Source organism: Paenibacillus donghaensis (assembly GCF_002192415.1).
Lineage (GTDB): Bacteria > Bacillota > Bacilli > Paenibacillales > Paenibacillaceae > Paenibacillus_AQ > Paenibacillus_AQ donghaensis.
In genome coordinates this window covers 650,945-675,064 of record NZ_CP021780.1, presented here as the reverse complement: position 1 = coordinate 675,064, position 24,120 = coordinate 650,945, and the positions used below count along the sequence as shown (strand labels likewise).

20 protein-coding genes and 3 pseudogenes are annotated in these 24,120 nt (G+C 43.9%); 3 read left to right on the top strand and 20 right to left on the bottom strand.

Annotated features, from left to right (window positions below):
- Positions 1-4 precede the first annotated feature (4 nt).
- The 4 genes and pseudogenes from B9T62_RS02700 to B9T62_RS02685 all read right to left on the bottom strand — a co-directional run bounded on the left by B9T62_RS02700 (position 5) and on the right by B9T62_RS02685 (position 2,524).
- Positions 5-610: an ATPase gene (locus B9T62_RS02700; protein WP_087913848.1), complete on the bottom strand. Its 606-nt coding sequence runs from the start codon at positions 608-610 to the stop codon at positions 5-7.
- A complete protein-coding gene (locus B9T62_RS02695; RefSeq protein ID WP_087913847.1) occupies positions 603-782 on the bottom strand; it encodes a hypothetical protein in 180 nt (59 codons plus the stop codon). Before B9T62_RS02695 ends, B9T62_RS02700 begins: the two co-directional genes overlap by 8 nt.
- A gap of 146 nt (positions 783-928) precedes the next feature.
- Positions 929-1,441 (bottom strand): annotated as a pseudogene (gene sigK, locus B9T62_RS02690) (RNA polymerase sporulation sigma factor SigK); the annotation flags it as partial.
- A 33-nt stretch (positions 1,442-1,474) separates the two neighbouring features.
- Positions 1,475-2,524, bottom strand: coding sequence for an NAD(P)-dependent alcohol dehydrogenase (locus B9T62_RS02685; protein WP_087913846.1), 1,050 nt, complete (start codon positions 2,522-2,524; stop codon positions 1,475-1,477).
- A gap of 110 nt (positions 2,525-2,634) precedes the next feature.
- On the opposite strand from B9T62_RS02685, the gene B9T62_RS02680 reads away from it, so the two are divergent.
- Positions 2,635-3,051, top strand: a complete 417-nt coding sequence (locus B9T62_RS02680) for a MerR family transcriptional regulator (RefSeq protein ID WP_087913845.1) — start codon at positions 2,635-2,637, stop codon at positions 3,049-3,051.
- Positions 3,052-3,239: 188 nt separating this feature from the next.
- Here the strand turns inward: B9T62_RS02680 and B9T62_RS02675 are convergent.
- From B9T62_RS02675 to B9T62_RS02660, 4 genes and pseudogenes are all read right to left on the bottom strand, one after another.
- A pseudogene (locus B9T62_RS02675) lies at positions 3,240-3,515 on the bottom strand (sigma-70 family RNA polymerase sigma factor); the annotation flags it as partial.
- Positions 3,516-4,133: 618 nt separating this feature from the next.
- Positions 4,134-4,427: an AMP-binding protein gene (locus B9T62_RS02670; RefSeq protein ID WP_087913844.1), complete on the bottom strand. Its 294-nt coding sequence runs from the start codon at positions 4,425-4,427 to the stop codon at positions 4,134-4,136.
- A gap of 30 nt (positions 4,428-4,457) precedes the next feature.
- Positions 4,458-5,120: a YdcF family protein gene (locus B9T62_RS02665; protein WP_211296405.1), complete on the bottom strand. Its 663-nt coding sequence runs from the start codon at positions 5,118-5,120 to the stop codon at positions 4,458-4,460.
- Positions 5,117-5,947, bottom strand: coding sequence for a pyruvate kinase (locus B9T62_RS02660; RefSeq protein ID WP_169834316.1), 831 nt, complete (start codon positions 5,945-5,947; stop codon positions 5,117-5,119). Before B9T62_RS02660 ends, B9T62_RS02665 begins: the two co-directional genes overlap by 4 nt.
- Before the next feature lie 36 nt (positions 5,948-5,983).
- On the opposite strand from B9T62_RS02660, the gene B9T62_RS02655 reads away from it, so the two are divergent.
- Both B9T62_RS02655 and B9T62_RS41645 read left to right on the top strand, forming a co-directional pair.
- A complete protein-coding gene (locus B9T62_RS02655) occupies positions 5,984-6,730 on the top strand; it encodes an IS4 family transposase (RefSeq protein ID WP_157685418.1) in 747 nt (248 codons plus the stop codon).
- A complete protein-coding gene (locus B9T62_RS41645) occupies positions 6,727-7,122 on the top strand; it encodes a transposase (protein WP_157685417.1) in 396 nt (131 codons plus the stop codon). The genes B9T62_RS02655 and B9T62_RS41645 overlap by 4 nt, the downstream gene beginning before the upstream one ends.
- Before the next feature lie 388 nt (positions 7,123-7,510).
- Here B9T62_RS41645 and ltrA (B9T62_RS02645) read toward each other — a convergent pair whose 3' ends face one another.
- From ltrA (B9T62_RS02645) to B9T62_RS02595, 12 genes and pseudogenes are all read right to left on the bottom strand, one after another.
- Complete coding sequence (gene ltrA / locus B9T62_RS02645) at positions 7,511-8,749, bottom strand: group II intron reverse transcriptase/maturase (protein ID WP_087913485.1); 1,239 nt, start codon at positions 8,747-8,749, stop codon at positions 7,511-7,513.
- Between the two features lie 543 nt (positions 8,750-9,292).
- Positions 9,293-10,555: a group II intron reverse transcriptase/maturase gene (gene ltrA / locus B9T62_RS02640; RefSeq protein WP_087913531.1), complete on the bottom strand. Its 1,263-nt coding sequence runs from the start codon at positions 10,553-10,555 to the stop codon at positions 9,293-9,295.
- Positions 10,556-11,198: 643 nt separating this feature from the next.
- On the bottom strand, positions 11,199-11,900 hold the full coding sequence (sigK, locus tag B9T62_RS02630) for an RNA polymerase sporulation sigma factor SigK (protein ID WP_087913841.1): 702 nt from the start codon (positions 11,898-11,900) through the stop codon (positions 11,199-11,201).
- A gap of 255 nt (positions 11,901-12,155) precedes the next feature.
- Positions 12,156-12,308, bottom strand: a complete 153-nt coding sequence (locus B9T62_RS38620; RefSeq protein WP_157685416.1) for a hypothetical protein — start codon at positions 12,306-12,308, stop codon at positions 12,156-12,158.
- 28 nt (positions 12,309-12,336) lie between these two features.
- Positions 12,337-12,840 (bottom strand): DUF5050 domain-containing protein, encoded by a 504-nt coding sequence (locus B9T62_RS38615; RefSeq protein ID WP_157685415.1) that lies wholly within the window; start codon positions 12,838-12,840, stop codon positions 12,337-12,339.
- A 484-nt stretch (positions 12,841-13,324) separates the two neighbouring features.
- Entirely contained in the window at positions 13,325-13,414 is a 90-nt protein-coding gene (locus B9T62_RS41640; RefSeq protein ID WP_353953971.1) for a putative holin-like toxin, read from the bottom strand.
- Positions 13,415-13,683: 269 nt separating this feature from the next.
- Positions 13,684-13,851 (bottom strand): annotated as a pseudogene (locus tag B9T62_RS02620) (RNA polymerase subunit sigma-70); the annotation flags it as partial.
- 266 nt (positions 13,852-14,117) lie between these two features.
- Positions 14,118-14,519, bottom strand: a complete 402-nt coding sequence (locus B9T62_RS02615) for an Imm8 family immunity protein (RefSeq protein ID WP_087913840.1) — start codon at positions 14,517-14,519, stop codon at positions 14,118-14,120.
- A gap of 460 nt (positions 14,520-14,979) precedes the next feature.
- Positions 14,980-15,474, bottom strand: coding sequence for a DUF2247 family protein (locus B9T62_RS02610; protein WP_281257751.1), 495 nt, complete (start codon positions 15,472-15,474; stop codon positions 14,980-14,982).
- 258 nt (positions 15,475-15,732) lie between these two features.
- The gene (locus B9T62_RS02605) at positions 15,733-16,257 is read right to left on the bottom strand and encodes a hypothetical protein (RefSeq protein ID WP_087913838.1); all 525 of its coding nucleotides are present in this window, start codon (positions 16,255-16,257) and stop codon (positions 15,733-15,735) included.
- Positions 16,258-16,741: 484 nt separating this feature from the next.
- On the bottom strand, positions 16,742-17,368 hold the full coding sequence (locus B9T62_RS02600; protein ID WP_087913837.1) for a copper transporter family protein: 627 nt from the start codon (positions 17,366-17,368) through the stop codon (positions 16,742-16,744).
- Positions 17,369-17,390: 22 nt separating this feature from the next.
- Positions 17,391-24,119 (bottom strand): DUF6531 domain-containing protein, encoded by a 6,729-nt coding sequence (locus B9T62_RS02595; RefSeq protein WP_245864319.1) that lies wholly within the window; start codon positions 24,117-24,119, stop codon positions 17,391-17,393.
- Position 24,120 lies beyond the last annotated feature (1 nt).

Below are 24,120 nucleotides of genomic sequence, written 5' to 3'. Positions count from 1 at the left end.
TGGTTTACTTTTGCGTTTTATAGTTATTCTGTAATTGTTTACCGATTATTTTGACCCATTCAGGTAATTCATTTAAATAATATTTTATCCCGCTTTTATCTGCTTCAAGAATAAACTCCCCATCAGCTTTACTATTATCAACAACAATTAATTGATCAATCAGGTCTAAGTGAGATACCAGATTATTCATACTTGTTACATTGCGTCTGACAATATCCTCGGTTTCAATATGATGGCCACCGTTTTTCACACGTAGAGCGACACGTTCAATATTTAGCCGAACATCCCCTAGTCCCACATAAAACACAATAATTTCAAAGCCTTGTTCCTTTGCATCCCTCATCTGCCTTATAACGTTACCACCCGCTAAGGTGGTTTCCACAGTGAAATCCCACTTTTTTCGGATACACTCCCTAGCTATTCTTATAGCTTCTTTCCCAGCAGATACTTTACTCTTTTCAGGATGTCCATTATTAATTTTACGGGCTAGTGCATCCGGATCAATATTTACACTTACTCCAAGCCGGTCAACAATCAAGTTGCGGATTGTGCTCTTACCACTTCCATTATTACCTGCAAACACAAACATCGTTGCCTTTGTCTCATTCATGGATGAAATCCTGTTCATTCATTTTCTCGATCTTACCCGTACCATATTCTCTTACAATTTGCCCCTCATTTGTCTTATATACTATATATGTTCCATTTGCTTTAGCATCCAACTTCGCCCGGTCACCCGTTAGCCGGATCAATTTAGCTAGGTCCTTCGTAAGATTCATCATTACACAAACACCTCATTTTCCACTTATAGTTCGAGTATACCACAGTACAGTTTAATTTAAATCACCCTAAGCTCTATGCATAAAAACATAAATAACCTGTAGGATTGAGACATTTAATATCTCATTCCTGCAGGTATATTCATTAGTTATCGCTTCGCCTTATAAAACTCATGATACAGCTTCATTAGCGCGCGCTTCTCGATTCGCGATACATAGCTACGACTAATTCCAAGGTCCTTTGCAATTTCCCGTTGTGTCCGTTCTTCTCCTCCGGTATCCAGGCCGAAGCGGCCGACGACAACTTCCTTCTCGCGTTCATCAAGAATATCAAGGTTACGATAGATCTTACTTTTCTCAATCTTCAGTTCAACTTCCTTAATCACATCATCGGCCTCAGAGCCGAGGATATCGATCAGCGTGATCTCGTTACCTTCCTTGTCTGTCCCAATCGGATCGTGGAGAGAGACATCTTTACGGGTCTTTTTCAGCGACCGAAGGTGCATTAGGATCTCATTCTCGATACAGCGGGCCGCAAAAGTGGCTAGCTTCGTGCCTTTGTTCGGACGGCAACTTTCAATGGCTTTGATCAATCCAATCGTGCCGATGGAGATGAGATCCTCCATATCTTCACCTGTGTTATCGAATTTTTTGAGGTTGTGGACACGATGCGATGTAAAATAAGGGGTCGATCCTTATTCATTCCCCATCGTGCTGATATCAATGACAAACCGGTACCGGACATCGGAAGCGAGTACACGCTCCCAGGCTTCATCAATCTGGTCGGCAGAGATAACCTCAATTTCAGATGCAATATTGTGTTCAGCGCAGAAATCAAGCATCTCCTGCGTTTCACGGATTCCGCCAATCATCGATCCGGCAAACGAACGGCGGTGACCGATCAGCGAGAATACGTTAACTGCTAGTGGATCAGCGGGCGCACCAACGTTGACTAATGTACCATCCAGAGCTAAGAGCGAAAGATAGGCATCGATATTAATCTGCGCACTTACAGTATTTATGATTAGGTCGAACGAACCGGCAAGCTGCTTGAATGTCTCCTGATCGCTTGTCGCATAATAATGGTCTGCACCTAATTGCAGACCATCTTCCTTCTTCTTCAGTGACTGTGACAGAACAGTAACCTCAGAACCCATGGCATGAGCGATCTTCACAGCCATGTGTCCAAGTCCGCCAAGACCCACTACAGCTACTTTTTTGCCTGGAGCAGCTCCCCAATGGCGTAGCGGAGAATAGGTTGTGATTCCGGCACACAGAAGCGGGGCAGCAGCGTCAAGCGCAATGGCGTCAGGAATCCGGACCACGAAGTCTTCTGTCACAACAATATGGGTGGAATACCCGCCCTGGGTATAATGCCCATGCCGGTCGATAGCTCCATAGGTACCTGTACTTCCATTCAGGCAATACTGCTCCTCGCCTTTATGGCAATTACTGCACTCTCCACAGGAGTCAACCAAACAGCCTACCCCTACCCGGTCACCAACTGAATATTTTGAGACTTCGGAACCGACCTGGCTAACAATTCCGGCGATCTCATGTCCTGGAACGAGTGGATAGTTGACCGGCCCCCACTCCCCGCGGGCTGTATGAATATCCGAGTGACAGATCCCGGCGTATTTAATCTCAATAAGAACATCGTGCGGCTGAAGATTTCGGCGCTCAATGGTGGTTAGCTTGAACGGACCTTCCTGACTGAATGTAGCGCGTGCATTAACTTTTATCATAGGGTAACCTCTCTTCTAGTTCATATTAGAAACAGCTTTACAAAACTTATGTTATTACTTAAAGTTAACTCTAAGTCAAGCACAAAATACAATGGAGACTGGAGATCCGAATGAAGACATACTCTATAACTGAGGTTGCAGAATTCTTTAACATGACACCACATACCCTGCGTTACTATGACAAGGAAGGTCTTATGCCTTTTATCGAAAGGACCTCCAGCGGGAAACGCGTGTTCAAGGAAACGGATTTGGAAGCTTTAAAAGTAATTGAATGCCTCAAATCATCAGGGATGCCTATTAAGGAAATCAAATATTTTATTGAGTGGTGCTCTGAAGGAGATTCCACCTTGCAGCAAAGATACGACATGTTCCTGGAGCGGAAAGCCTCCGTAGAAGCACAGATGGAAGAGCTAAAAAAAACGATGGAAGTCATAGAACACAAATGTTTATATTACAAAACCGCCTTGGATAGCGGTACAGAGGATGTTCATAAAACCAATAAGCTAAAAAGTTTATCCGCTCATTAGAAATAGACTTCCAAACCGATGCTGCCTCCTGACAGGAAGCAAATCAACGCACAAAGAGTGTCTGTAAACATCCGATGCCAAAATAAGGGAATATCCAAGCGCCATAAAAGCTGCCCAGGACATTCCCTTAATTCGCAAATAATATATTAATATACATAGATGATATTTCAAATTCACCGCTTCACCTTTTAAAACTCATGATACAGCTTCATCAGCGCCCGCTTCTCGATCCGTGAGACATAACTCCGGCTGATGCCAAGCTCCTTGGCAATCTCCCGTTGCGTTCGCTCTTCCCCGCCGGTGTCCAGGCCGAAACGCCCGACCACCACTTCCTTCTCCCGGTCATCCAGAATATCGAGGTTGCGGTAGATTTTGCTCTTCTCGATCTTCAGATCGACTTCCTTGATGACGTCATCGGCTTCGGAGCCGAGTATATCGATCAAGGTGATTTCATTCCCCTCTCGTACTACATCCCTCCTTTTGGGACCTTTTGTACATCTATAATTGTAGAGCTTGGCCAACAGCAGCTGAGAAGCTACCATTTAGAAATAAACTTATGTAAGAAATAATCGCTCCATCAGATACACTGAGAATGATAAACGAGACGGCGAGGATTTAGAATCATCGATTAGCAATCGTAAATGACTTATCATCATTCCATAATTAATAAATATATTTCGCTGGACAAAGAATAATACAAATATTGAAATTTAAATATAACTGTCCACAATCCCCATAACACAAAAACTAAAGGGATAAAAAGCATCCTTGGAATATTGACCAGTCTTTCACCTGCATTAACTATGCCCTTCACCACAAAAAAACTAATAATCCCCATACCCAGTATGGAGTTTTTACAAGGGCTTCAATAATTGAGAAATTCACTTCATATCCTCCTTATATTCAGTCGCAATTACATTTGTCCCCTTGATTATTTTAAAATAATTGTTTTGAATACACATCTACTCAGAGATAGACATCTTGAAAATCATATCTATCTAAAGATATACAATCATCAAATATTATCTAATTCTTTACTTAATCGAAGTCCGAGCAATTCACACAATAAAAAACCTATACCATTATTTTGGTAAGGCTTCAATCATGAGCGCTGCTTCTTTTATCCCATCAAATGATAATAATACGCTTTCAATTTCTTCAGGGTATATATTCCTACCATTCATGTTAATCATATTATCTTTTCTACCAACAATATATAGATAACCTTCATGATCAACATAGCCTAAATCATCAGTATGCAGCCAACCATTTATTAATCCTTTGTTATTTTTATAATACCCTTTCATAATATTTGAGCCCTGAACAAGTACTTCACCAATTATTAATGGTTTGCATTTTCTGCCATCACCATCCATAATGCATATCGATTGGTCACCAATAGGTTATTATTCTAAATTAGAAACTAAAAAATCTGAAAAGTACTTTCCGCATTTCTCCAACTCACCCAGTACCCTATTTACTCCTGTATGGCTTTTATGCCAATTTTCACTTGAAATTCCTTGAGTCTCACTCGGAACTACATAGATAATCGTATCTGGAAACCAATGAATATAGGTCATAAGTGCCCTACGGGCATGGAATGCTTGACAACATAGAATTGCCTTTTTAACCAAAATATTATTATTGCTCAATATATCCCTAGAGTACTGGGCATTTTCCGATGTGTTAGTCGATTGATTCTCACATAGAATCGCATCTTTTGGAACTCCGTTCTTTTTTAATACACTAGAACAAAATTCAAAATCCGTTTTGAACTCTCCTGTATAAAGTTCATTTGTTATTCTCTCATTTGGAAAACGACCTAACTTAGAGGTGTATTTTCCAGCAGGGAGTATATATCTTGCATAGCCTTGATTAAATAAATCAGCTGCTTTTTTTGATATTTCCCATTTCGATGAACCTGGTATTAAAATAACGTCGCTAATTTGAGGTTCATCTTCAACAAAAATAAAATCTGTAATGTCCTTTATTATTCTAGATGTCATAAATAATCCTTTCTTATTCTTATTTTCGATTATAAAGCTGATCAACTTTCTGAATAAATTCAACAACATTTTTTCCTTTTCTCAATACATTTATTTAGCGTTAAATCCTGTGAGAACAATAGATTCTCAAGGCCAACATTAATAGCAAGACAACCTCTCGCTATCATAATTTCATCGCTAACATCGATTATAGCATCTATATTTTTAATCGCCGAGTAACACTCTATTTTCGACATAATAATCGGATTATAATTTTCATATTGTAACAACTCTTTAAATTCAATGACATCATTACTTGTTTCTATGTAAGATAAAACTATACATTCAGGTCTAAGTACATCGATTAATTTTACACACTTATCTTTAATATCAATAGCTGAAGGTTTAATAAAGCCCTGTTTTGAAGCTATACCTAGACCAGACTTTAATAATCCATCATTTTTCGCAACGCATTGTAGATAATCATCACCAATTTGAGTAACAGTTAAAATTATTTCTGCATTACCCAGATATATTTCTTCACCAACATTAAATAATGAACAATCAAAATCAACGATAATTTTTGTGTTATTGAAAATTTTATCTTCACTCATACATATAAAAACTGTTTCTCCACAAGAAATCTGTTGTTCATTTTCAATCCATATTCTTTTTTTGTCTTTTGGCCATGCTATATCTAACATTAACAGTAAGTCTTTATTTGTATGTTTTTTAAATTCATTCCTCACATAATTAACAGCTTCAACGTGTTCATAATATGAAGCTTTTGATACATTACAACGAACCATATGAGCAGATGAACTTATCAAGTTATCCACTAATGTATTATGACACGCCTGTTGATTACCCAAAATAAGGAATAAAAAAGGTCGCTCTTTCGGTAAAATCAATTCCACCACAGAAGTTGATTTGAAAGAGGCGACCTCATGAAAAAGTCTACCACGTTCACCACCTTAGTTCAAACCCTATTGACCGAAGACGATGTCAATGAAATTCTGCAAGAATTGCAATATAAGGACACGGCGACCAAGTTTACCGTAAATCAGTTGCTACTCTTCTTTATGCAAGCGGCCTTGGGTCAGTGGGATAGCTACCGTTCGGGCGTTGGACAGGCCGTAACCAGCGGCTTACTCCCTGTTTGTTACTCTACCTTTTCTTCCAAAGCCAGCGAGGTGCCCTATGAGCCGTTCAAGCGCTTGTTTCATCGGCTTCTATCGAAATGTAACCGTGCAACGAAACGTCATTTAGGGATTCCCAAGAACCTGTTGCTGGTAGATTCGACAACCCTTACGGTGGGGAAAACGAGACTTCCCTGGGCCTTATTTCATGGAGAACGTGCAGGGATTAAACTGCATGTAGCGTTTGCAGCGGACACGGAGCAGCCGGTCCAAGTCATTGAAACCCTAGGTTCTGCACACGATGGTCCCGTCGGTGAAAGCCTTGCGAACAAAGACTACATTCTGGTCAATGACCGTGCGTACGGAAAAATCAAGCGCTTCGATCAGTATGTGAAAGAACAACAGTTTTTCGTGACTCGGATCAAAGAGAATATCACGTTGGTTCAATCCCGTTCCTTAAAGCGAGAAGGGACAGCGGGCTCTAATGTCGTCAAGGACGTCACTTGTTATTGGGAACGCCTCCATGCCAATCGAAGCTTCGCCATCGCGTCGTGATATTTACGGATGATTATGCTCATGAGATTCGAGTAGCTACCAATCTCAAGCATCTGTCTGCGGAACAAATCGCTGACATGTACAAGGCAAGGTGGGGCGTCGAAGTGTTCTTCCGGTGGATCAAACAAAACTTGAATGTACCGATTCTGTTTGGAACCACAAAAAATGCCGTATTCAATCAATTGTTTGCCGCTCTCATGACCTATTTGGTCTTAAAATGGCTCTACGTTCGATCTAAATCTCAGGTTATTGCGTGCAAATCCATCCCTCTTATTCGATTTAAAGAATGTATGCAAGCGAACCAATGGCAAGTGGAATGGTTGATAGCGATCTCTAAAATTTTAGATAGGTATGTCTATTTGTCGCGCCTTCAAATTCCAGAAACTAGATAATCAACAGGCGTGATCTTGAGCAAACATGAATTAATTGCTCCTTCCTTGCCTCATGGATCTTGATTATTTGGTTTAAGACAAATATTCGTTGAACCATATCCTCTGCAATATAAAATTGCTTCTTGAAATGATTAATTTGTGTTCGGTATGGATGGGAATTTTCTAAGTTCTGTTCATAAACATGGAGAAGTTGAACATGTAGATCATAAGCCTCTTTGTATGTCATTATCCCCAACACTCTTCCTCTCGGCTTTTTCTAATAATCGAGTAGGAGGGGGCGGCTAGCCCCCGACCTCTCAGTCGAGTAGCCCAAAGGAGTTTCACCTTCAGGCTCTCACAGAACCGTACGTGAACCTCTCGATTCATACGGCTCTTATCATTCAGCCAGTTATGGTTTCATTCCGAGAGCCCAATGTGGAAACATATTGGGCTCTCTTTTTGCAAGTTCTTTCAGCCATTTTTCCGCTCGACTGCGATGTCCCCTGAACCTCTTGTATTTACACATTGCCCATTTGACCAATCTGCGATTTAGACAGTCAATGGTATACTTTACTGCTGATGGATTGAATTTCGTGAAGTAGTTAAGCCAACCTCTGACCATCGGAGATAGCATTTCAGCGATCATTTCAATTTTACTACCGGTATAGCTATGAATTCGCATCGCTTTTATCTTGTCTCTGAATGCTTTGGCTGATTTCACACTCACCGATGGTAGGAAGTTGAACTGCAACCTCCCTAGTCTGTCTTTTATGAACACCCTCCGAAAGGTATATCCCAAAAACTCAAAATCGGTGACTGGAAACTCCTTCACTCTGTCCTTATCCTTGCAGTATACAATCTTGGTTTTCGTTGGATGCAATTCAAGCTTGCATTCCTCTAGTCGTTTCTTGAGTTTTTCCAGAATCTCTTCTGCTTCTGCTTGCGTTCTGCAGTGGATAATGGCATCATCTGCATATCTTTCAAACGGTGCATTTGGATTTGTTCGTTTCATCCACAAGTCAAAAGCGTAATGCATAAACAGATTCGCAAGTACAGGACTGATGACACCACCCTGAGGGGTTCCGCTTTTGCGTTCAATCCATTGACCTTCTGAATTTATGAACGGTGCGTTGAGCCATCTTTCGATATACATCAGTATCCATGATTCGCTTATGTGCTTTCGCACTGCACGCATTAATAATTCATGATCGATATTGTCAAATAGACCTTTGATGTCAAATTCTAAGACATAATCATTTCTCCAGCACCTTTTCCTCGCTTGACCTATTGCATCGATAGCTGACTTGTTTGGACGGTATCCATAAGAGTCTGTATGGAATATAGCCTCTACTCGCGGCTCTATATACATTTTAACTACCATTTGGGCCACTCTATCCCCGACTGTCGGAATGCCGAGTCCTCTTGTTCCACCTGATTTCTTTGGAATCTCGACCAATTTAACCGGTGGAGGGAAATAACTTCCGGAACTCATTCTGTTCCAGATCTTATACAAGTTTCCTTTGAGGTCTTTTTCAAAATCCTTTATGTCCAGACCGTCAATCCCTGCGCTTCCCTTATTCGCTTTGACTCTCTTAAATGCTGTCATAACAACTTGCTTTGAAATGTCAAATGGCTTGCCCTCTTTCATCGAATCCTCCTGTTACAACAGTTGTTCTCTGCTTCGAGCTGAATGATGGTACCCCTTCGCTCCATTGCCATTACAGCAACTTCATTACTATTACGGGTACCTCCGCCCCTGCATCACGCTTTGCTATTTCGACCTCGTCTTTCTGTGACTTGTGTCTTTTCACTTACTATCGTGATGCAGGTTCCTGTGTTTCACATCAGAGCCTGATATGCACTCATGCTGCCTTAATACCGTTTGCCGAGCAGTCAGCCTTCAGGTCTACTTCTGCTCTTATCCCTGTCTAGTGGTGAACAACAGGTTTTGACAAAGCTTTACGTTATCGATACTTCATCGGCAGTTCACTTTCGTTCATCTTTGCATATCCCACATGATTGCTTGTGGCAACCTTTTCCCTAGACGCTCACTACCACAACTCTTAATTGCAGCAGCTTAGGGTTGTTTGACGGGTTCGCCTGACTCGATCCCCGTCGAGGGGCCTTCCTCATCTCTGACGCAACTTTCACAGCACACCACCACCGTACGTACCGTTCGGTATACGGCGGTTCATGAAATATTCCGTAGTGAGTTGTATCTGTCCAATAAGCTCTTGAGTCCATTGGATTCCCAGTATTGGTTATTCAATGCTCGTGACAAAATTGGACTTCCTGCTATTCGCCAATACCCTTTTCGGGTATTTCCCCATTCATAGGCTTTATTCTTAGGCATGCCTAAGGATAGTAGCCTTTTGACTTTGGTTCTCGGGTTCTTCCATTGCTTCCAAAGGCACATTCGTAGCCTTCTTCGTACCCATTTATCCATGTCTTGAAGAACACTTGGTGTATCCGCTAGCGAGAAGTACCCGCACCATCCCATTAGGTATTGGTTTAGTTCCTTGATTCGCTCTTCCATCTTCATCGGTTTCTTTCGAGACGTGATCTCTCGAATTCTGACCTTCGCTTTCTGTAAGGACTGCTTCGCTATTCTCACCTTCGGCTCTTTGTCCACACTAAAACTAAACCCAAGAAATTTCCGTTTCCAGGGTCGGTCTACTGCACTCTTTCCTTGGTTCACCTTGAGTTTTAGCCTTGTCTCGATGAATCGGGTGACGGATGTCTTGACTCGTTCGCCTGCTCTTGGCGTTTTCACGTAGATATTACAGTCATCCGCATAGCGGACGAAGTGGTGTCCACGTTTCTCTAATTCCTTGTCCAACTCGTCCAGTACAATGTTAGATAATAACGGACTCAAAGGACCCCCTTGCGGTGCTCCTTCTAGTGTCGGTTGAACTAACCCGTTCTCCATCACGCCCGATTGAAGGTATTTACGAATAAGTAAAAGGACTTTCTTGTCCTTCACTTTCTCCGAAATCTTCAGCATTAGACGGTCATGGTTGACGCGATCAAAGAATTTCTCCAAGTCCAGGTCGACTACAAATCGGTATCCTTCTTTCATGAATCCTCTTGCTTCCCTTACGGCATCATGTCCCCGCCTTTTGGGGCGAAATCCATAACTGTGCTCGGAAAACTGTGGATCGAACAATGGGGTTAACACCTGGGCGATGGCTTGCTGTAGCATTCGGTCGGTCACGGTAGGAATTCCTAACTTCCTGACACCTCCGCCATTCGGTTTCGGGATTTCGACCCGACGCACGGGGCTAGGTTGGTAGGTTCCTTCTTCTATCGCTTGCCGTAAGGATTGCCAGTTGTGTACGATGTGTTCTCGTAAGGATTTTACGGACATCCCATCTACGCCATGGCTTCCTTTATTGGCTTCCACACGCTTTAACGCTTGTAGAAGATTTTCCCGTGACAGTAACTGCTCCAACATTTTTTTATATACCTCTCTTTACGTGATTTGTACTTTCCTCTTGTGCCAGAGATGAATTCTGCCCTGCCGAAGCCCCACACGGAATTCACCGCTTCCTTCTTCAGTCAGTTCCTTTCGGATATTCTGCTTTCATTACTCATCTTGAACGCCTGGATGTACAAATACCTATTTCATGTTCGGTCCTTCCGCAGCTATTGCAACAGCTTGCGTACTATGACGTCTGCTGACTTCTGTGCGTTCAGCCTGTCCTCACGAACAGGGTTACAAAGTTGTCTTCGTGTTTCGCACAGATCTCCCCAGGTAAGAACGCTATCTTTCCCTCCATCTATTCGCCTCATTTACTTCCGTTCATCTTCGGCAGTAAGGACTTTAACTTGTTATGCAGTCTCATCCAATGAACGTTAGCCTGATATGAGATTCGTGTTCCTCGAACCGGAGGTTTGCCGCCGACTTCCTTCAGATTCCACCTCACGTTGGACACCCTTGTCTTAAGCTAATGGCTACTACTGCCTTCACCATTCGGGACTTTCACCCTATAGATAGCGCCCATGCTGGGCGCACATAAAAAGGCGACTTCTCCGAAGATTCGCCGCCTTCTGAGTGCAATATGTTCTAACGGAAGCTTCTATACTCTGTCTCTGAGTTACCGCTTTGCTTTATAAAACTCATGATACAGCTTCATCAGCGCCCGTTTCTCAATTCTCGATACATAACTGCGACTGATGCCCAATTCCTTGGCTATTTCACGTTGCGTTCGCTCTTCTCCGCCGGTATCCAGCCCAAAACGACCCACCACGACTTCCTTTTCCCGATCATCCAAAATATCCAGGTTGCGGTAAATCTTACTCTTCTCAATTTTGAGGTCGACTTCTTTGATGACATCGTCGGCTTCAGAGCCAAGAATATCTATAAGTGTAATTTCGTTACCTTCCTTGTCTGTCCCAATTGGATCATGCAGGGATACATCCTTGCGTGTTTTTTTAAGGGAACGAAGATGCATCAGAATTTCATTTTCGATACAACGGGCAGCAAAAGTGGCAAGCTTCGTGCCCTTATTCGGACGATAGCTCTCAATCGCCTTGATCAGGCCTATGGTGCCGATGGAGATTAAATCCTCCATATCCTCTCCGGTGTTATCGAATTTTTTCACGATATGGGCCACCAGCCTGAGGTTATGCTCAATCAGCAGGTTCCGTGCCTTCGCATCTCCCTCGGCCATCATCCCTAAGTATTTGCTTTCATCCTGCTCCGAGAGCGGCTGGGGAAAAGCGTTGTTCCTTACGTAGGATACCAGCAGTGTCAGTTCTTTGATCAGCAGCGCTACCGTGCTTATAATTCCTGGCAACTTGGCGACACCTCCCGCACATGTACAATGAAACCGATCTGTAGTTTGAACTACGGGTTCATGGTCCTTTTATTGTATGTGGGTAAATGCCCAGAAGTGCATGTACGCAGGAAATAGGTACGAGTTATTCAAAATCAATAGTAACTTCTTCTAAAATCTTGTTTCTCTCCAAAAATTCTTTGATTCCTTCTTATCAAATTCATGATCCAGAGCCATCTTATCATCCGATATCAGAAAATAATCATATCTGACATGTCACGGATTATCCGGGGCAGGGTCATCCCATGTCGCATCCAAGTGATAATAGACACCATTTAGGACAATGATATTCCATGCATGACCGCCTCCATTGGTCAATCCTGTTATATAATAACTTTCCACATTGGCTAGTTCTAACAGTACGTTCATAGTTATTGCATACCCTTGGCAGACAGCTTTATGCTCGTGAGGAAGATGAGTCGGTAAGCTGAGTCACTTCGCTGCCATCTGTGCGTATTTTGTAAATACCATCAATAGCAATATAAAAAATCCAATCCCCTTGAACATTCAACATTCGCGCTTGAGCCGGAATCAGCGTGGTAATCTCTCCGCCATCCTCGTTCACTTTATACAGATGACCGCCATTCCCTCCGGTTGGATAACCTGAATGTTCATTTTCAAGTCCATAAATCCACTTTCCCTGCTTAACGGCAAAACCGTTATTCATCAGATTGGAAGCAGAATTCCCAGTAGGCTCAGGAGAAATAGAAGTAAGCAGAGGGGCGGTGGAAGATATCGTGATCGATCTTGCCGTTGCGTTCCAAGTTACCTTTGCTCCGAAAGCCTCTCCGACAAACCTAAGCGGGACCATTACGGCACCCTCAATGATTCTACCGGATGAAGACATAGCCGTTTCAATGTTATTTATACGCGCATAAGAGTTACCAAGCGTATATTCCATGTTTCATAGATGCATCAAATCATCACTCCGTTAAGAAATAATCCTGCATAAAATAAAAAAAGATGATATATTTCGGGCTCAATCTAAAAATCAGGGGTTGACTATACGAGTGAACAGAGCGGAGGGTCGGAGGGATTCTGGAGAAACGGTAGTGTTCGCCTTTAAAGACCGATTTCACCTATAATCAGGTAACAATCAGGAAATCGGGCTTTAACAGCGATCGTAAGAACCCTCCGAACCCGTAGCGGGCATCATTCACTAGGGGGCAACCGCTGATTTTGGTTTTGAGCCATATTTCGATGTTTATTTTCTTGCGGTATAATATAAATTAAGTAATACAGAGTTTGAGGTATATTGCTTGTTATGATAAGATAAGAATATAGAAGGAGCCGTGCGTCAACACGACTCCCGTGTACAATCCGCATTAAGAGCGGCAGCTTACGGAATGGGCCAGAGATAGACCGTTATCCTTCGTCGGGGCGGTCTATTTCTTTTTGTGGAATGAAAGGATCAACACAATCAGTGTCGCAAATGAAATCATTAGCGTCAACGCTTGGTATACCTCCACGGGCATCACCTCCCTTCCGGGAGATTAGCCGACCGCCCTTATGCCGTTGTACAAACCTCATTATAACAAACCGTATCCTACCAGGGTATGATTTTTTGTGTTCCAAAGAAAAGCCTCTATTCGAGGAGTAAGCTTGTCCAATCCAAAACCTTTATGCCTAAAATATTTAACTCACTGTTCTTTGAGGATCACAAACTGCTTCTGTTTACCCGCCTTTTTAAGCAACACCCGTTCCGAAAAAATAACAATTTTACGTTGGAGTTTGTTTATAACGTCTTGACGATATGGGCCACCAACCTGAGGTTATGTTCAATCAGCATCCCTAAGTATTTGCTTTCATCCTGCTCCGAGAGCGGCTGGGGAAAAGCGTTGTTCCTTACGTAGGATACCAGCAGTGTCAGTTCTTTGATCAGCAGCGCTACCGTGCTTATAATTCCTGGCAACTTGGCGACACCTCCCGCACATGTACAATGAAACCGACCTGTAGTTTGAACTACGGGTTCATGGTCCTTTTATTGTATGTGGGTAAATGCCCAGAAGTGCATGTACGGGAAAAATGAGTACGGGCATCTATGTATAAAAATAAAACAAGTTTGAGGTATACGACTTCCCCAGTAATGAAGGCTGCAAAAGGGTAGGGATCGTCCTTTCAGTACAAAATCATAACGTTTGTTTGTAGAGTGTAAGTTCCATCGGTTCCTGTTTGACATCAGTTTGGAGATTGCAGCCTCTTCTGTGATAGGTCTACCCTTCTTTGTACCTCCTCACTCGAAAAGTATTGAATGTTATCATATTCCCATCTCAAATATCGGTTAATAGCCTTTGCCACTTCATCCCAAGTAGGGCGGATACAATCCTTTAAAATCTTATTTATTTCTAGCTCCAACAAATCTAGGTCAAATTCACTAACATTGAATGTCGCCCTTCCATCAAAAACATTATTTTCACTTAAAAATCTCGCTAGAAATTCTAATGAAATCACTTGAAAATGAAAGCAGTCTGCACCCTTATCATTTTCTTCTGAAATGTAAGCTGTTGCTCTCACATTAAAATTAGTCTGTTTTTCTGGGTTTCCAACAAAATCAATACCTTTAAGCTTGGGTATTATCACACGCATTCCACCTTTCAAATCATTTAATTTTACGTGGAGATTTCCCATGGCAGTAATTATGGCTAACGGCCTTGTTAATTCAGCACGCCATTGTTCTAGTAAAGACCATTCTCGGTGTGGGGAGGTGTGTTTGGAAAGAATTCCTCTTCCAGCCGCTAAGTTACCAACATAATAAGTACTTAGCGATCTGAATACTATACTTTTTGATGTATTTTTTTTAATATCCTTTGCCTCTTCTAAACTTAGTATAGGGATATCTAACTCTCAGCAATCTTTGTATTTATATATTCCTGATCTTCGACGCTGCCTGCGCATCACTGAGATAAAAGAGTATCTTCACCGCCGTGCCCGCTATCGTTCATGAGTTCTTTGTCGAACCTGCACAATAGCCAAAATAGCGATCTTCCAATAATAGAAAAATCGCTACCTTGCTGCTTCTATTTGATTGTATTATTACCTTTTAATCCGAAACAGAATATCTCTTTTTTTGTTTCTCCAAATAGTCATTCCAATTCTTATATAATCGTTCTATATTTAATTCTAACGAATAAAGCATAGGCTGATTTGTTGGCATATATCGTACAAACCGAGAAATTTCCTCCGGGTAGTCAAAATCCGCATAAATACATTCAACCACTTCAAGCGGATCTGAATAATTATTTTTATTTTCAAACACCCACTTCAATATTAGATATAAATTTTTTTCTTTTGCCATACTGTAGTCTTTTTCAGAGATTGAGCTCGACAGCTTATCTAGATATAAATCAATATCTTCTTCTTTATCTAAACAAGCCAACTCTATGACATCATTAGAGGGTAGTTCCTCTCTATTAATCACATGTATAGCATGTTCAATTGCAGCTTCATAAGTCAGAAAGCGTTGTTTAATTGCAAACAAGATGTCACTCCACGTTATATTAACCAAATTTAAAACAAAAAAATTGTATGGGAGCATGAGATTTAAAGTGTTCACTATTATCACCTTTCATCATTTTTGATTGGGTACTCCAGTAATTAATCAATTTGAGTTTCAAAGTAATTTTTTAACGTTTTCTATTTTATTTCACCCTTTTGAATAAAGGAATTTGAGCAAGAAATGGAAAACCAACTAATTCATGAAAGTAAAATCCACTCTTGTTGAGGCTAATACTAAAACTATAAAAAGCCACGTGCAGATATTTCACTCTTATGTGGCTTAAAGTAAATACTATACTTATTCTAAATAAGGTGATTCGTAACATTCAACAAATAGGCCTGAGTTACTTATAAATTCTAAAGAACTACTACATTCCATCCTACTTCCAATGTACATGTAATAATCAAAACCAAAGTGCACAAACATATTCTCACTTTGAAGTTTACACCAAAGCTTTTCTCTTAGAATTAATTTACATAATAACTTTAATTCATCCCCAGAGATATAGTCATTATTCTTTACATTACTATAAAGGCTTTTTGTTTCGTCAGAATAAATGTAATGAAATTTTTCGTCTAATAAATTTAAATCATGTTTTTCAAGGTCTCTAACTTGAAGTAAGTTTGTATTATTCTCCTTTAATATAGATATTATAGCCTCTATATATAATAATTCAGTTTGAAGATAATGCTCAATCAAAAACTCTCCAGTTGGATATAAATTTCCAGTATCGCTTATTGAAGTCCATTCTTTTTTTTCATAAACACCATTAATACGGTTAGCTGGGTTATACTTTGTAATCCTCCAAAAATGAGTGTGCATCTTATTCCCCCATCTTATTTAATAGTGCATCATAAGTACCAGAACGTATATTTCTTGCTTTAGGATCGATAATAACATCTTTCACCACTACCCTTACAATAAAGGTTGGGGTTAATGCAATTGAAATTTTAGAATACTACTCAATTGCTTCAATTTTTACGAGTTGATCACCAAACTCAATAAACAGATAACTTTTATAAGGCACAAACTCGGCAAGTTCATTATCTCTTTCTGATGGTAAAACGATACCCGTGTGCATAGGCTGATCATTTGGCTTTTGATAAATGGGGATAATATTAGAGTTTTTCTTGTGCGCACACTTAATTTGGGGAAATAGTTATCGTGGGAATACGACATTTTGGTCTAGTTATAAGAACCGATTCAGCTCATTCGGCACTGGGTGGGGCTATTCTGCCACCGCGGTGGTGCGAAAAGAAAAGAACCACAAGCAGAAGGATTCACCTGTGGTTAGAATAATTTTGCTTTAATTCACTCTACTTGATGTTCCTGCTGTAATGTCGATCTTGAATTTTTCCTCAGGGATGCCAAGATCTTTTGTCGTATACAGAATATAATGAGATGCATTATCTATTGCCTCGAGTTCTACCCAATGATTAACTTGACTCTCCCTAAGTACCACAATCTTGCGCGTCTGAATCTCCATCGGAATGTAGGTTTCAACTTCTGTACCAACATCTTTTAGATAGAGTCTTGCATGACTGTTTCTTTGGAATAAATTAATTAATTCTATTCGATATTCATACTTTTTGTCATCCGTAATCTGTATCGAGTCACTTTTTATCTTTTCATCCGCCCAACCGTTGGTACTAACACTTTTAATCAGTCCGGCAGAAAGTGCTGTGGCTAACACTATCACAATGCAGATTCCAACATAATCTAGCCCACTCGTTGGAGCCCATCCTTTTATAAGTAACACAGTAAATAATACAGCGAACAATAGAACCGGAATACCTCCACCCCATAAATTAGTAGTTCCTATAATATCCATCCCTCGTTGAAAATATGCTGTTGAACCTAGAAGAAACCAAACAAAAGATGAAACACTAAGTACTACTATTACTAACAATAAAATTCGTAACCATAATTGCATACTCTTCCCCCTTAGTTACTTATCAATCATTAGCCGATTTCTTTAATATTGGCTCAATATACTTTTTCCAAATATCTACGTTGCTGTGCATTGCTGAATGAGCTTGGATTTTAGTTCCTTTCTTCTCAGCATCCTTAGCTCGCACGTTTTCTGCGCCTTTAAATTTTCTTGTAGTTGGGAAAAACACCAACCATTTCCCTCCAAAATCTCCTTGAACACTATCTCGATTATTATACATCTGAATATGTTGCCCCACCTTTGTTTCGAGTTTATATTCCCTCACAGGAGTTGCAATAGTAATCAAGGTTTCTACTTCCATTCCTTTTTTAGCTAACAAATTAGTCAACAGGATTGCTACGTTCCCTCCATGACTATGACTCACTAGTCTAATGGGCTCATTAGGATTTTCCTTATGCCATTCGTAGACTTGGTTCAACATCTCTTCTGACGCATCAGAACGAGCACCACTATTATTCTTTCCTGTCCAATTTAACTTATCACTTGATTCATTAAACAGACCTTCCACATACTTCACAAAATCTGGTGTCCATGTATCTCCATTTGAAAATGTTCCATGAATCAGCCAAACTTTATGTCCACTCGGGTCAGAATAAATCAGCGGATTATTCTCCACATACGTATACAAATTCAACGTCAGCGGATTATCAATCTGCCCCTCATACGTATCCTCATTGATAAACCGTCCAATACTGGAGTCAAAATCCCGCGCTTGCGCATGGGAGTAGCCGCTGTAGTAATCATAGCCCAGGCTCGTGTAGCCGAACAAGTTGTCCGGGCCGGACCAGTTCAGGTCGAATTTCTCTGGATTCTCGCTGACACCGAATTCATCGTAGTGGTACCGTGCGGACATACTGCCGTCCTGGCCTTCCAGCCCAATGACGCTGCCCTGCGCATCACTGAGATAATAGAGTGTCTTCGGCGCACCCGCCGCCGTACCCGCTCCGCTGGCTCCGGCAGTCGGCTCCCAATCGTTGCTCTCATCCCCGCTTACCGAATAGCTCATGCTGATCCGCTCTTCACCAGCTCCGTATACATAGGACTGCTTCCAGTTCTGTCCGGTGGCTCCGGTTGCGGTCAATGGCTGCGGAATGCTCATGGTAATGTCATTGGTAAAATAAAGATCCAGTTGCCGCTTCTTGTACTGCGGCTCCCAGCCATCCCGCTTGCCGGCAGGATTCCCGGACAGGTACGCATCCTGAATGGCACCATCACCGATGGTTGTCCGCATATTGACCCGGTTGCCGTCACCGTCATACTTGTACGTGGTGATGTCGCCGGATGCGTTGGTGTTCCCGATCAGGCGATTCGATGCATCCCAGCGGTTGCTCTCCAGCACCTGCGGGCCTGCAGCCAGCGCAGCCTTCAGCAGTGCTTCGGGGTTAAGCACTTCATCTGCTCCGTAGACCTCTTCCGTTACGCCTGATTCCAGTCCGCTTGCAGCCGTATCCGAATATACACTTTCCGGTACGGTAATTTTCTGAACGTTGGCCTTTGCCGTGAACAGGCTCAGCGCCGCTTGGCTATCGATCCCGCTCACTTCCAGCAGATTGCCGCGCTTATCGTAGGCATAATCTTTGTAGTCGCTGCCTTTTTCGAAATGGGTCAGCTTGTTGGCCGCATCGTAGGTATAACTCTCCGAGGTGTTAATTCCGGCCTCTGTCATCTCTTTGCTCAGACGATTACCTACAGTGTCGTAGGAGTAGACGACCTTGGAGCCGTTCTGCTTCTGCACTTGAACCAGCTGGTCCAGTGCATCGTAAGCATAATCCGAGATGTCTGCCGGACGCTGTACACCGGTCGGATGATCCTCATCGCTGCCGCCTTCCAGGCGCTCTGTGCGTATTTTGTTCCCTGCCGGATCGTAGACATAGGTCAGTTGCTCCAGAAGCCCGCCGCCCGGTGCCTGATGCTTCATCTCCAGCAGTTGTCCAACCCCGTCATAGGTGTATGTGCTGTGGCCGGTGTTCGGCAGCAGCTTATCGGTCAACCGGCCGCCCGCATCATATTGATAGCTGGTCGTCTGGTTCTGCGCATCCGTCACCTGCTTAATCCGGTTTAGCTTGTCGTAGTCATAGCTCACCACAGTGTTATCCGGGTAGATTACTCTGCTGCGCTGTCCGGTTGCGGTCCATTCATAACGCACATTATTGCCGCCCGGATCAATGACAGAGGTTGGCCGGTTCAGCGCGTCATAGGTATATCTTGTGTCCCCCGTGCTGTCCGTCATCATCTCACGGCGTCCCGCGAGGTCATATTTATAATTTACCGAAAGAACGCTACCGTACTTAATTTGCACCACTTGATCGCCTTTGTTATAGGCATACACAGTTGTATTATTATCCGGTTCGGTGACCTTCTGCAGATTGCCGTTCTCATCATAGACCCTAGTGGTCTTCTCCTGCAGCGGATTCACCGATTCAATCACCCGGTTAAGTGCATCATAATGGTAGGAAGTCACTGCGCCCAGGGCATTGGTTTTGTCCAGCAAGTTACCGGAGGCGTCATAGGAGTAATGGGTGGTGCTGTCCTCCGCATTCTTCACGTCCGTTAACCGGCCCAGCGGATCATAGGTGAAATCTGTTTCGTGATGATTCGCATCCACGATCTTCTCTACATTGCCTTGGGCGTCATAGATATAGGAGGTCTCATAGCCTAGGGCATTGCGGACCCGTGTACTCCGTCCCAAATCATCGTATTCATAAGAAGTCTTCTGGCCTGCTGCATCCGTGAATTCAGTCATTAGCCCACGTGCATTGCGGGTTACCGCAGTTTCCTCATTCAGCGGATTGATTGTTCCCTTATCCAGACCCCTGCTGTCGTATTTGGTCTTCCAGATGGAATGATTAGCGTCGATGACGGCGACCTGGTTACCGTTCTTGTCGTACTGGTATTCAGTTACCGCATCAAGTGCATCTGTTACCTTCACCAGCTGTCCGAGCGCATCGTAGTCATAATAAGTGCTATTGCCCAGCGCATCCGTCTCTTTGATCGTATTGCCAGCCGCATCGTAACGGTAAAGCGTCTTGACTCCGAGTGGATCGGTTACACTCAACAGTTCATTGCGTTTACTGTAAGTGTAGGAGGTGATATTACCCTTCGCATCTTTCTGGCTGAGCATATTTCCGTTATCGTCATAGGTATACCTGCTTGCCTTGCCTTCAGCATCGGTAACTTCCTTCAGTTGTCCGACATTGTCGTAGCTGTAAGCAGTAACTGCTCCCGCTTCATCCTTCGCTTCTATGACGCGGCCAAGCGCATCATAAGTTTGGGTGGTGCTGTTCTGAAGTGCGTCCTCAGTACCGCTCAGACGGTACACCTCATAATTACTGACTGTTTTTGTTCCCGCTTCGTCCGTATGCTTCACCGGATTGCCATTGGTATCGTAGGTGACGCTGCTCGTCTGGCCCAGCGCATTGGTTACGGCAACCGCACGATCCTTCTTGTCATATTCGATACCTTGCAGCTTGCCTTCGGCATCCGCCACATGGGTGGTACGGTGCAGGGTATCACGCTCAATCACGGTGGTATATCCGCTTGGGTCCTTGATTTTCTGTGCGAACCCGTCAGCATCATTGGTATATGCTGTTGTATGCCCTTCGGCGTCGGTTACGGAGACCGGAATCCCTGCGTTGTCTCTTGCAATGGTGACAGTGCTGCCGAGTGCATCGGTACTTTTGACAAGATTGCCCACTGTATCATATTCGTAGGTGGAACGATTGCCAAGGGCATCTATCTCCTCAACCGGGCGGTTCAAGGCATTATAACGTGTGAGTGTGGAATAACCATTCTCATCCGTCATCTGCGTAACATTCCCGCGCTCGTCATATGCCAATTTCCCTTTATTACCGTTAGCGTCTGTAATGGCGGTTACCCGGTCGCTGCTGTCATAGCTGTATTTTACGATGGAACCATTTGCCGCTTGCCGCTGAACGACTTGAAAATTCTTGTTCCAGACATAAGCAGTATCTTGCTGCAGCGCATTGGTCCATGTTGTCTTATTCGCAGTAGTAGCGATAGAGGAGGCTAATCCGGCAGCACTCACCACTTTCGCATTCCCGGAACCTGCACTACCTGCACCGCTCTCCGAATAGGTCAAAATGGTCTTGCCTGTTCCTACTCCCGTATGAACAACAGGAGTCTGGTTAGGCGTCATATCTCCGCCAAGGACGAACAGACCGCCCGTCTGTACCTTCAGATTATTGTTGACACTAACGTTGTCGCGAACGAACAGGTCACCGCCGTTCACGGTCAAATTCGCCGTCTGGTTATTGGACACCATCCCGCCAACGACCATCTCCTGGGCAATGTTCATTTCTACCCGTGTGTTGATGGACAAGTCTCCGGCAATTAGAACCCGCTGGGCATCAATGGTTAGCCCGCCGCTGTTGTAGGTCAGACTGCCCGTTTGCAGCGTATCCCCCACAGTTACGGATGAATCATTGTTGAGATGAATCGTTCCGCCGGACCACAGATTGCCGTACAACCCTTGAACCTTCTGCACATCCAGTGCAAGCTTGGTATTAGCGTTAAGTCCCTGCTTCAGAATCAGCGTACCGTATACGCGCACCGTAATATCCCGGTTCGTATTCATCCCGTCCACGATGAGGACTACAGGCTTAATCGGCGACCCGAACGTTACGCTTTCTTCAACATTTAATTGGCCCGAACTGACAACTGCAGGGGATGCGCTGCTGGCCGCAATTGAGCTTTGGACGGCAGCAATCCCGCCTGGAGCGGCAACCGCAGAAGCAATGAAGGCATCCCGTTTGTTCTCGATGGCTCCGATGCTGCCCGCCAAATAGTCGGCTATGAGCGGCTTCAGCCCTTCAACCTGCCGGTATGCAGGTGCATGGGCAAGATTATGCATCGTACCGGATACAATCACTTCATCCGAGTCCGGAATGTCCCGTCCGTTCGCGGGATCTATCCCTGTCTCGCCGCCTTCAGGCTGTTCTCCCCTAACCACTGGAGCCACGCGCCCTTCATAGCTGGAAGAACTAGACTGCCCGTAGAAGTCGGTAAAGCCGGTTACACGCTGATTGTCATCATAAGTTACACTCATCGCCGCGGTCCCTTTGGCATCCGTTACACTGAGCACATGATGGCTGTTATCATAGGTAAGCTTGGTTGTGGCTCCATCCACATCAGTAATCGAAGTCAGGTCACCGCTTGCCGTATCATAATGAAATGACATTTGGCGGCTGGTTGGATCACTTACAGCAATCAGCTTCCCTGCTCCGTCATAGCTTAAGCTCAGAGAAGCCCCGGCTGTACTGACCGCTTCCAGCTTCGTACCCTGATATGCAAAAGTAATCTTATTCCCATTCAAATCCATGATGGATTGCAGCAGCCCTTCTGCATTGAACCGGTATAGATCGCCTTGAGGCGATGTGAGCGTATATGCTCCTGCTGATGGGGCACTCAGCGTCCAGTCGGTGCCGCGCGGTGCCAGATACTGTCCTCCCGCCAAAGGCATATACTCAAAGCGTGAGCCATCCGGGCTCATCACTTCTACCTTGCCGTCTTCTACCGCAGTCAGCTTCCATTCATAGCTGTGATGCCATCCAAGTCCACTTACACCTGTAAACGGGTCACGACTTAAATAGTTCAGGCCGAATTGTAGCGGCATCAACGCTTGCAGACGAATCGAATCGCTGGAGTAGACAAAATCTCCCCGGGCCGGATCAACCGGCGCCTGTCCAGACGGGTTCACGATCCGCAGCCGGTCCTGGATAGCCGCTTCCGTAAACTGCGGCAGATCCCCGCTGGCGATAGCCCGGCTGGTCTGCGGATGGGTCAGCAGAATGCTGGTCAAGCCGCTGATTGTTCCCGCCCAGGTCGCAGACTGGTTCAATACGGCAATGTCCTGAGCCTTCTCTTCCATGCCCTGAACCGTATCCAGCTTATAATAATAGGCCGCCAGAGCTTTCCAGCTGAGTGCAAAAGCAGGCATAGGCGCACGCAGCACCGCAAGCGGCTCTGAATATCCTGAGAGCTTGCCGTCCTTCTTCGCCCTCGCCGTGATATGCGTAGTTTCACCCAGCGTAATCCCGATCGGTTCGCTCCATTGTCCAGCGCTGTTGACTGCAATATTGGAGTACAGCCGTTCTTCTCCGCTGGATGGATAGTAGAGTTCTACTTCTAGTAGAGTCCCTGGTTCCGCAGTCCCTGAAACCACCGATTGTCCAGAGGCAGCAGGTTTGATCTGCAATGCTGCCGGAGGAGAAATCTCGTCGCCGCCAAGAATTTCGAAGCTGGCAATCTGCCCGTAGTACACGCCAACACCGTTATACTCAGCAGGAGAGATGCAGATATTATAGCGCCCTTCATCCAGCGGTACGCCGCCGATTTTCCCGTCCCAATCATATTCATGAACGATGTAATTACCGTTCAGCTTCGTTGGATACACACCGCTCGTAATCAGATCCCCGAGGAGCGGGGCAGAGCCGTCCTGCTGCGGAATACATAGGCTAATATTCGTCTTATGATTCTCCTGGCCATCGTCAGCCGCGTTGAAACTGAAGATGATTTTAACCGTATTTCCCGATTCCGGGTTAAGCTCACTCGGCTCAATCCGCATGTTGGTTGCCGCATAGGCTGACGATGTCCACTTGTCTAGTCCCGGAAGGACCGGAATGTAAGTTATGACCAGCAGCAGCGCAAGCATGAGGTTAAAATACGCCTTCATGCCACCGCTGCGCCGCTTCCTTTTTAACGCTCGGAATTTCATA

What these genes read in the sequence shown, in the direction of transcription:
- B9T62_RS02700 (WP_087913848.1), bottom strand. Translation starts at nt 610, where the DNA reads ATGAATGAGACAAAGGCAACGATGTTTGTGTTTGCAGGTAATAATGGA.
- B9T62_RS02695 (WP_087913847.1), bottom strand. Translation starts at nt 782, where the DNA reads ATGATGAATCTTACGAAGGACCTAGCTAAATTGATCCGGCTAACGGGT.
- B9T62_RS02685 (WP_087913846.1), bottom strand. Translation starts at nt 2,524, where the DNA reads ATGATAAAAGTTAATGCACGCGCTACATTCAGTCAGGAAGGTCCGTTC.
- B9T62_RS02680 (WP_087913845.1), top strand. Translation starts at nt 2,635, where the DNA reads ATGAAGACATACTCTATAACTGAGGTTGCAGAATTCTTTAACATGACA.
- B9T62_RS02670 (WP_087913844.1), bottom strand. Translation starts at nt 4,427, where the DNA reads ATGGATGGTGATGGCAGAAAATGCAAACCATTAATAATTGGTGAAGTA.
- B9T62_RS02655 (WP_157685418.1), top strand. Translation starts at nt 5,984, where the DNA reads ATGAAAAAGTCTACCACGTTCACCACCTTAGTTCAAACCCTATTGACC.
- ltrA (WP_087913485.1), bottom strand. Translation starts at nt 8,749, where the DNA reads ATGAAAGAGGGCAAGCCATTTGACATTTCAAAGCAAGTTGTTATGACA.
- ltrA (WP_087913531.1), bottom strand. Translation starts at nt 10,555, where the DNA reads ATGTTGGAGCAGTTACTGTCACGGGAAAATCTTCTACAAGCGTTAAAG.
- B9T62_RS38620 (WP_157685416.1), bottom strand. Translation starts at nt 12,308, where the DNA reads ATGAACGTACTGTTAGAACTAGCCAATGTGGAAAGTTATTATATAACA.
- B9T62_RS38615 (WP_157685415.1), bottom strand. Translation starts at nt 12,840, where the DNA reads ATGGAATATACGCTTGGTAACTCTTATGCGCGTATAAATAACATTGAA.
- B9T62_RS41640 (WP_353953971.1), bottom strand. Translation starts at nt 13,414, where the DNA reads ATGCCCGTGGAGGTATACCAAGCGTTGACGCTAATGATTTCATTTGCG.
- B9T62_RS02610 (WP_281257751.1), bottom strand. Translation starts at nt 15,474, where the DNA reads ATGCTCCCATACAATTTTTTTGTTTTAAATTTGGTTAATATAACGTGG.
- B9T62_RS02605 (WP_087913838.1), bottom strand. Translation starts at nt 16,257, where the DNA reads ATGCACACTCATTTTTGGAGGATTACAAAGTATAACCCAGCTAACCGT.
- B9T62_RS02600 (WP_087913837.1), bottom strand. Translation starts at nt 17,368, where the DNA reads ATGCAATTATGGTTACGAATTTTATTGTTAGTAATAGTAGTACTTAGT.
- B9T62_RS02595 (WP_245864319.1), bottom strand. Translation starts at nt 24,119, where the DNA reads ATGAAATTCCGAGCGTTAAAAAGGAAGCGGCGCAGCGGTGGCATGAAG.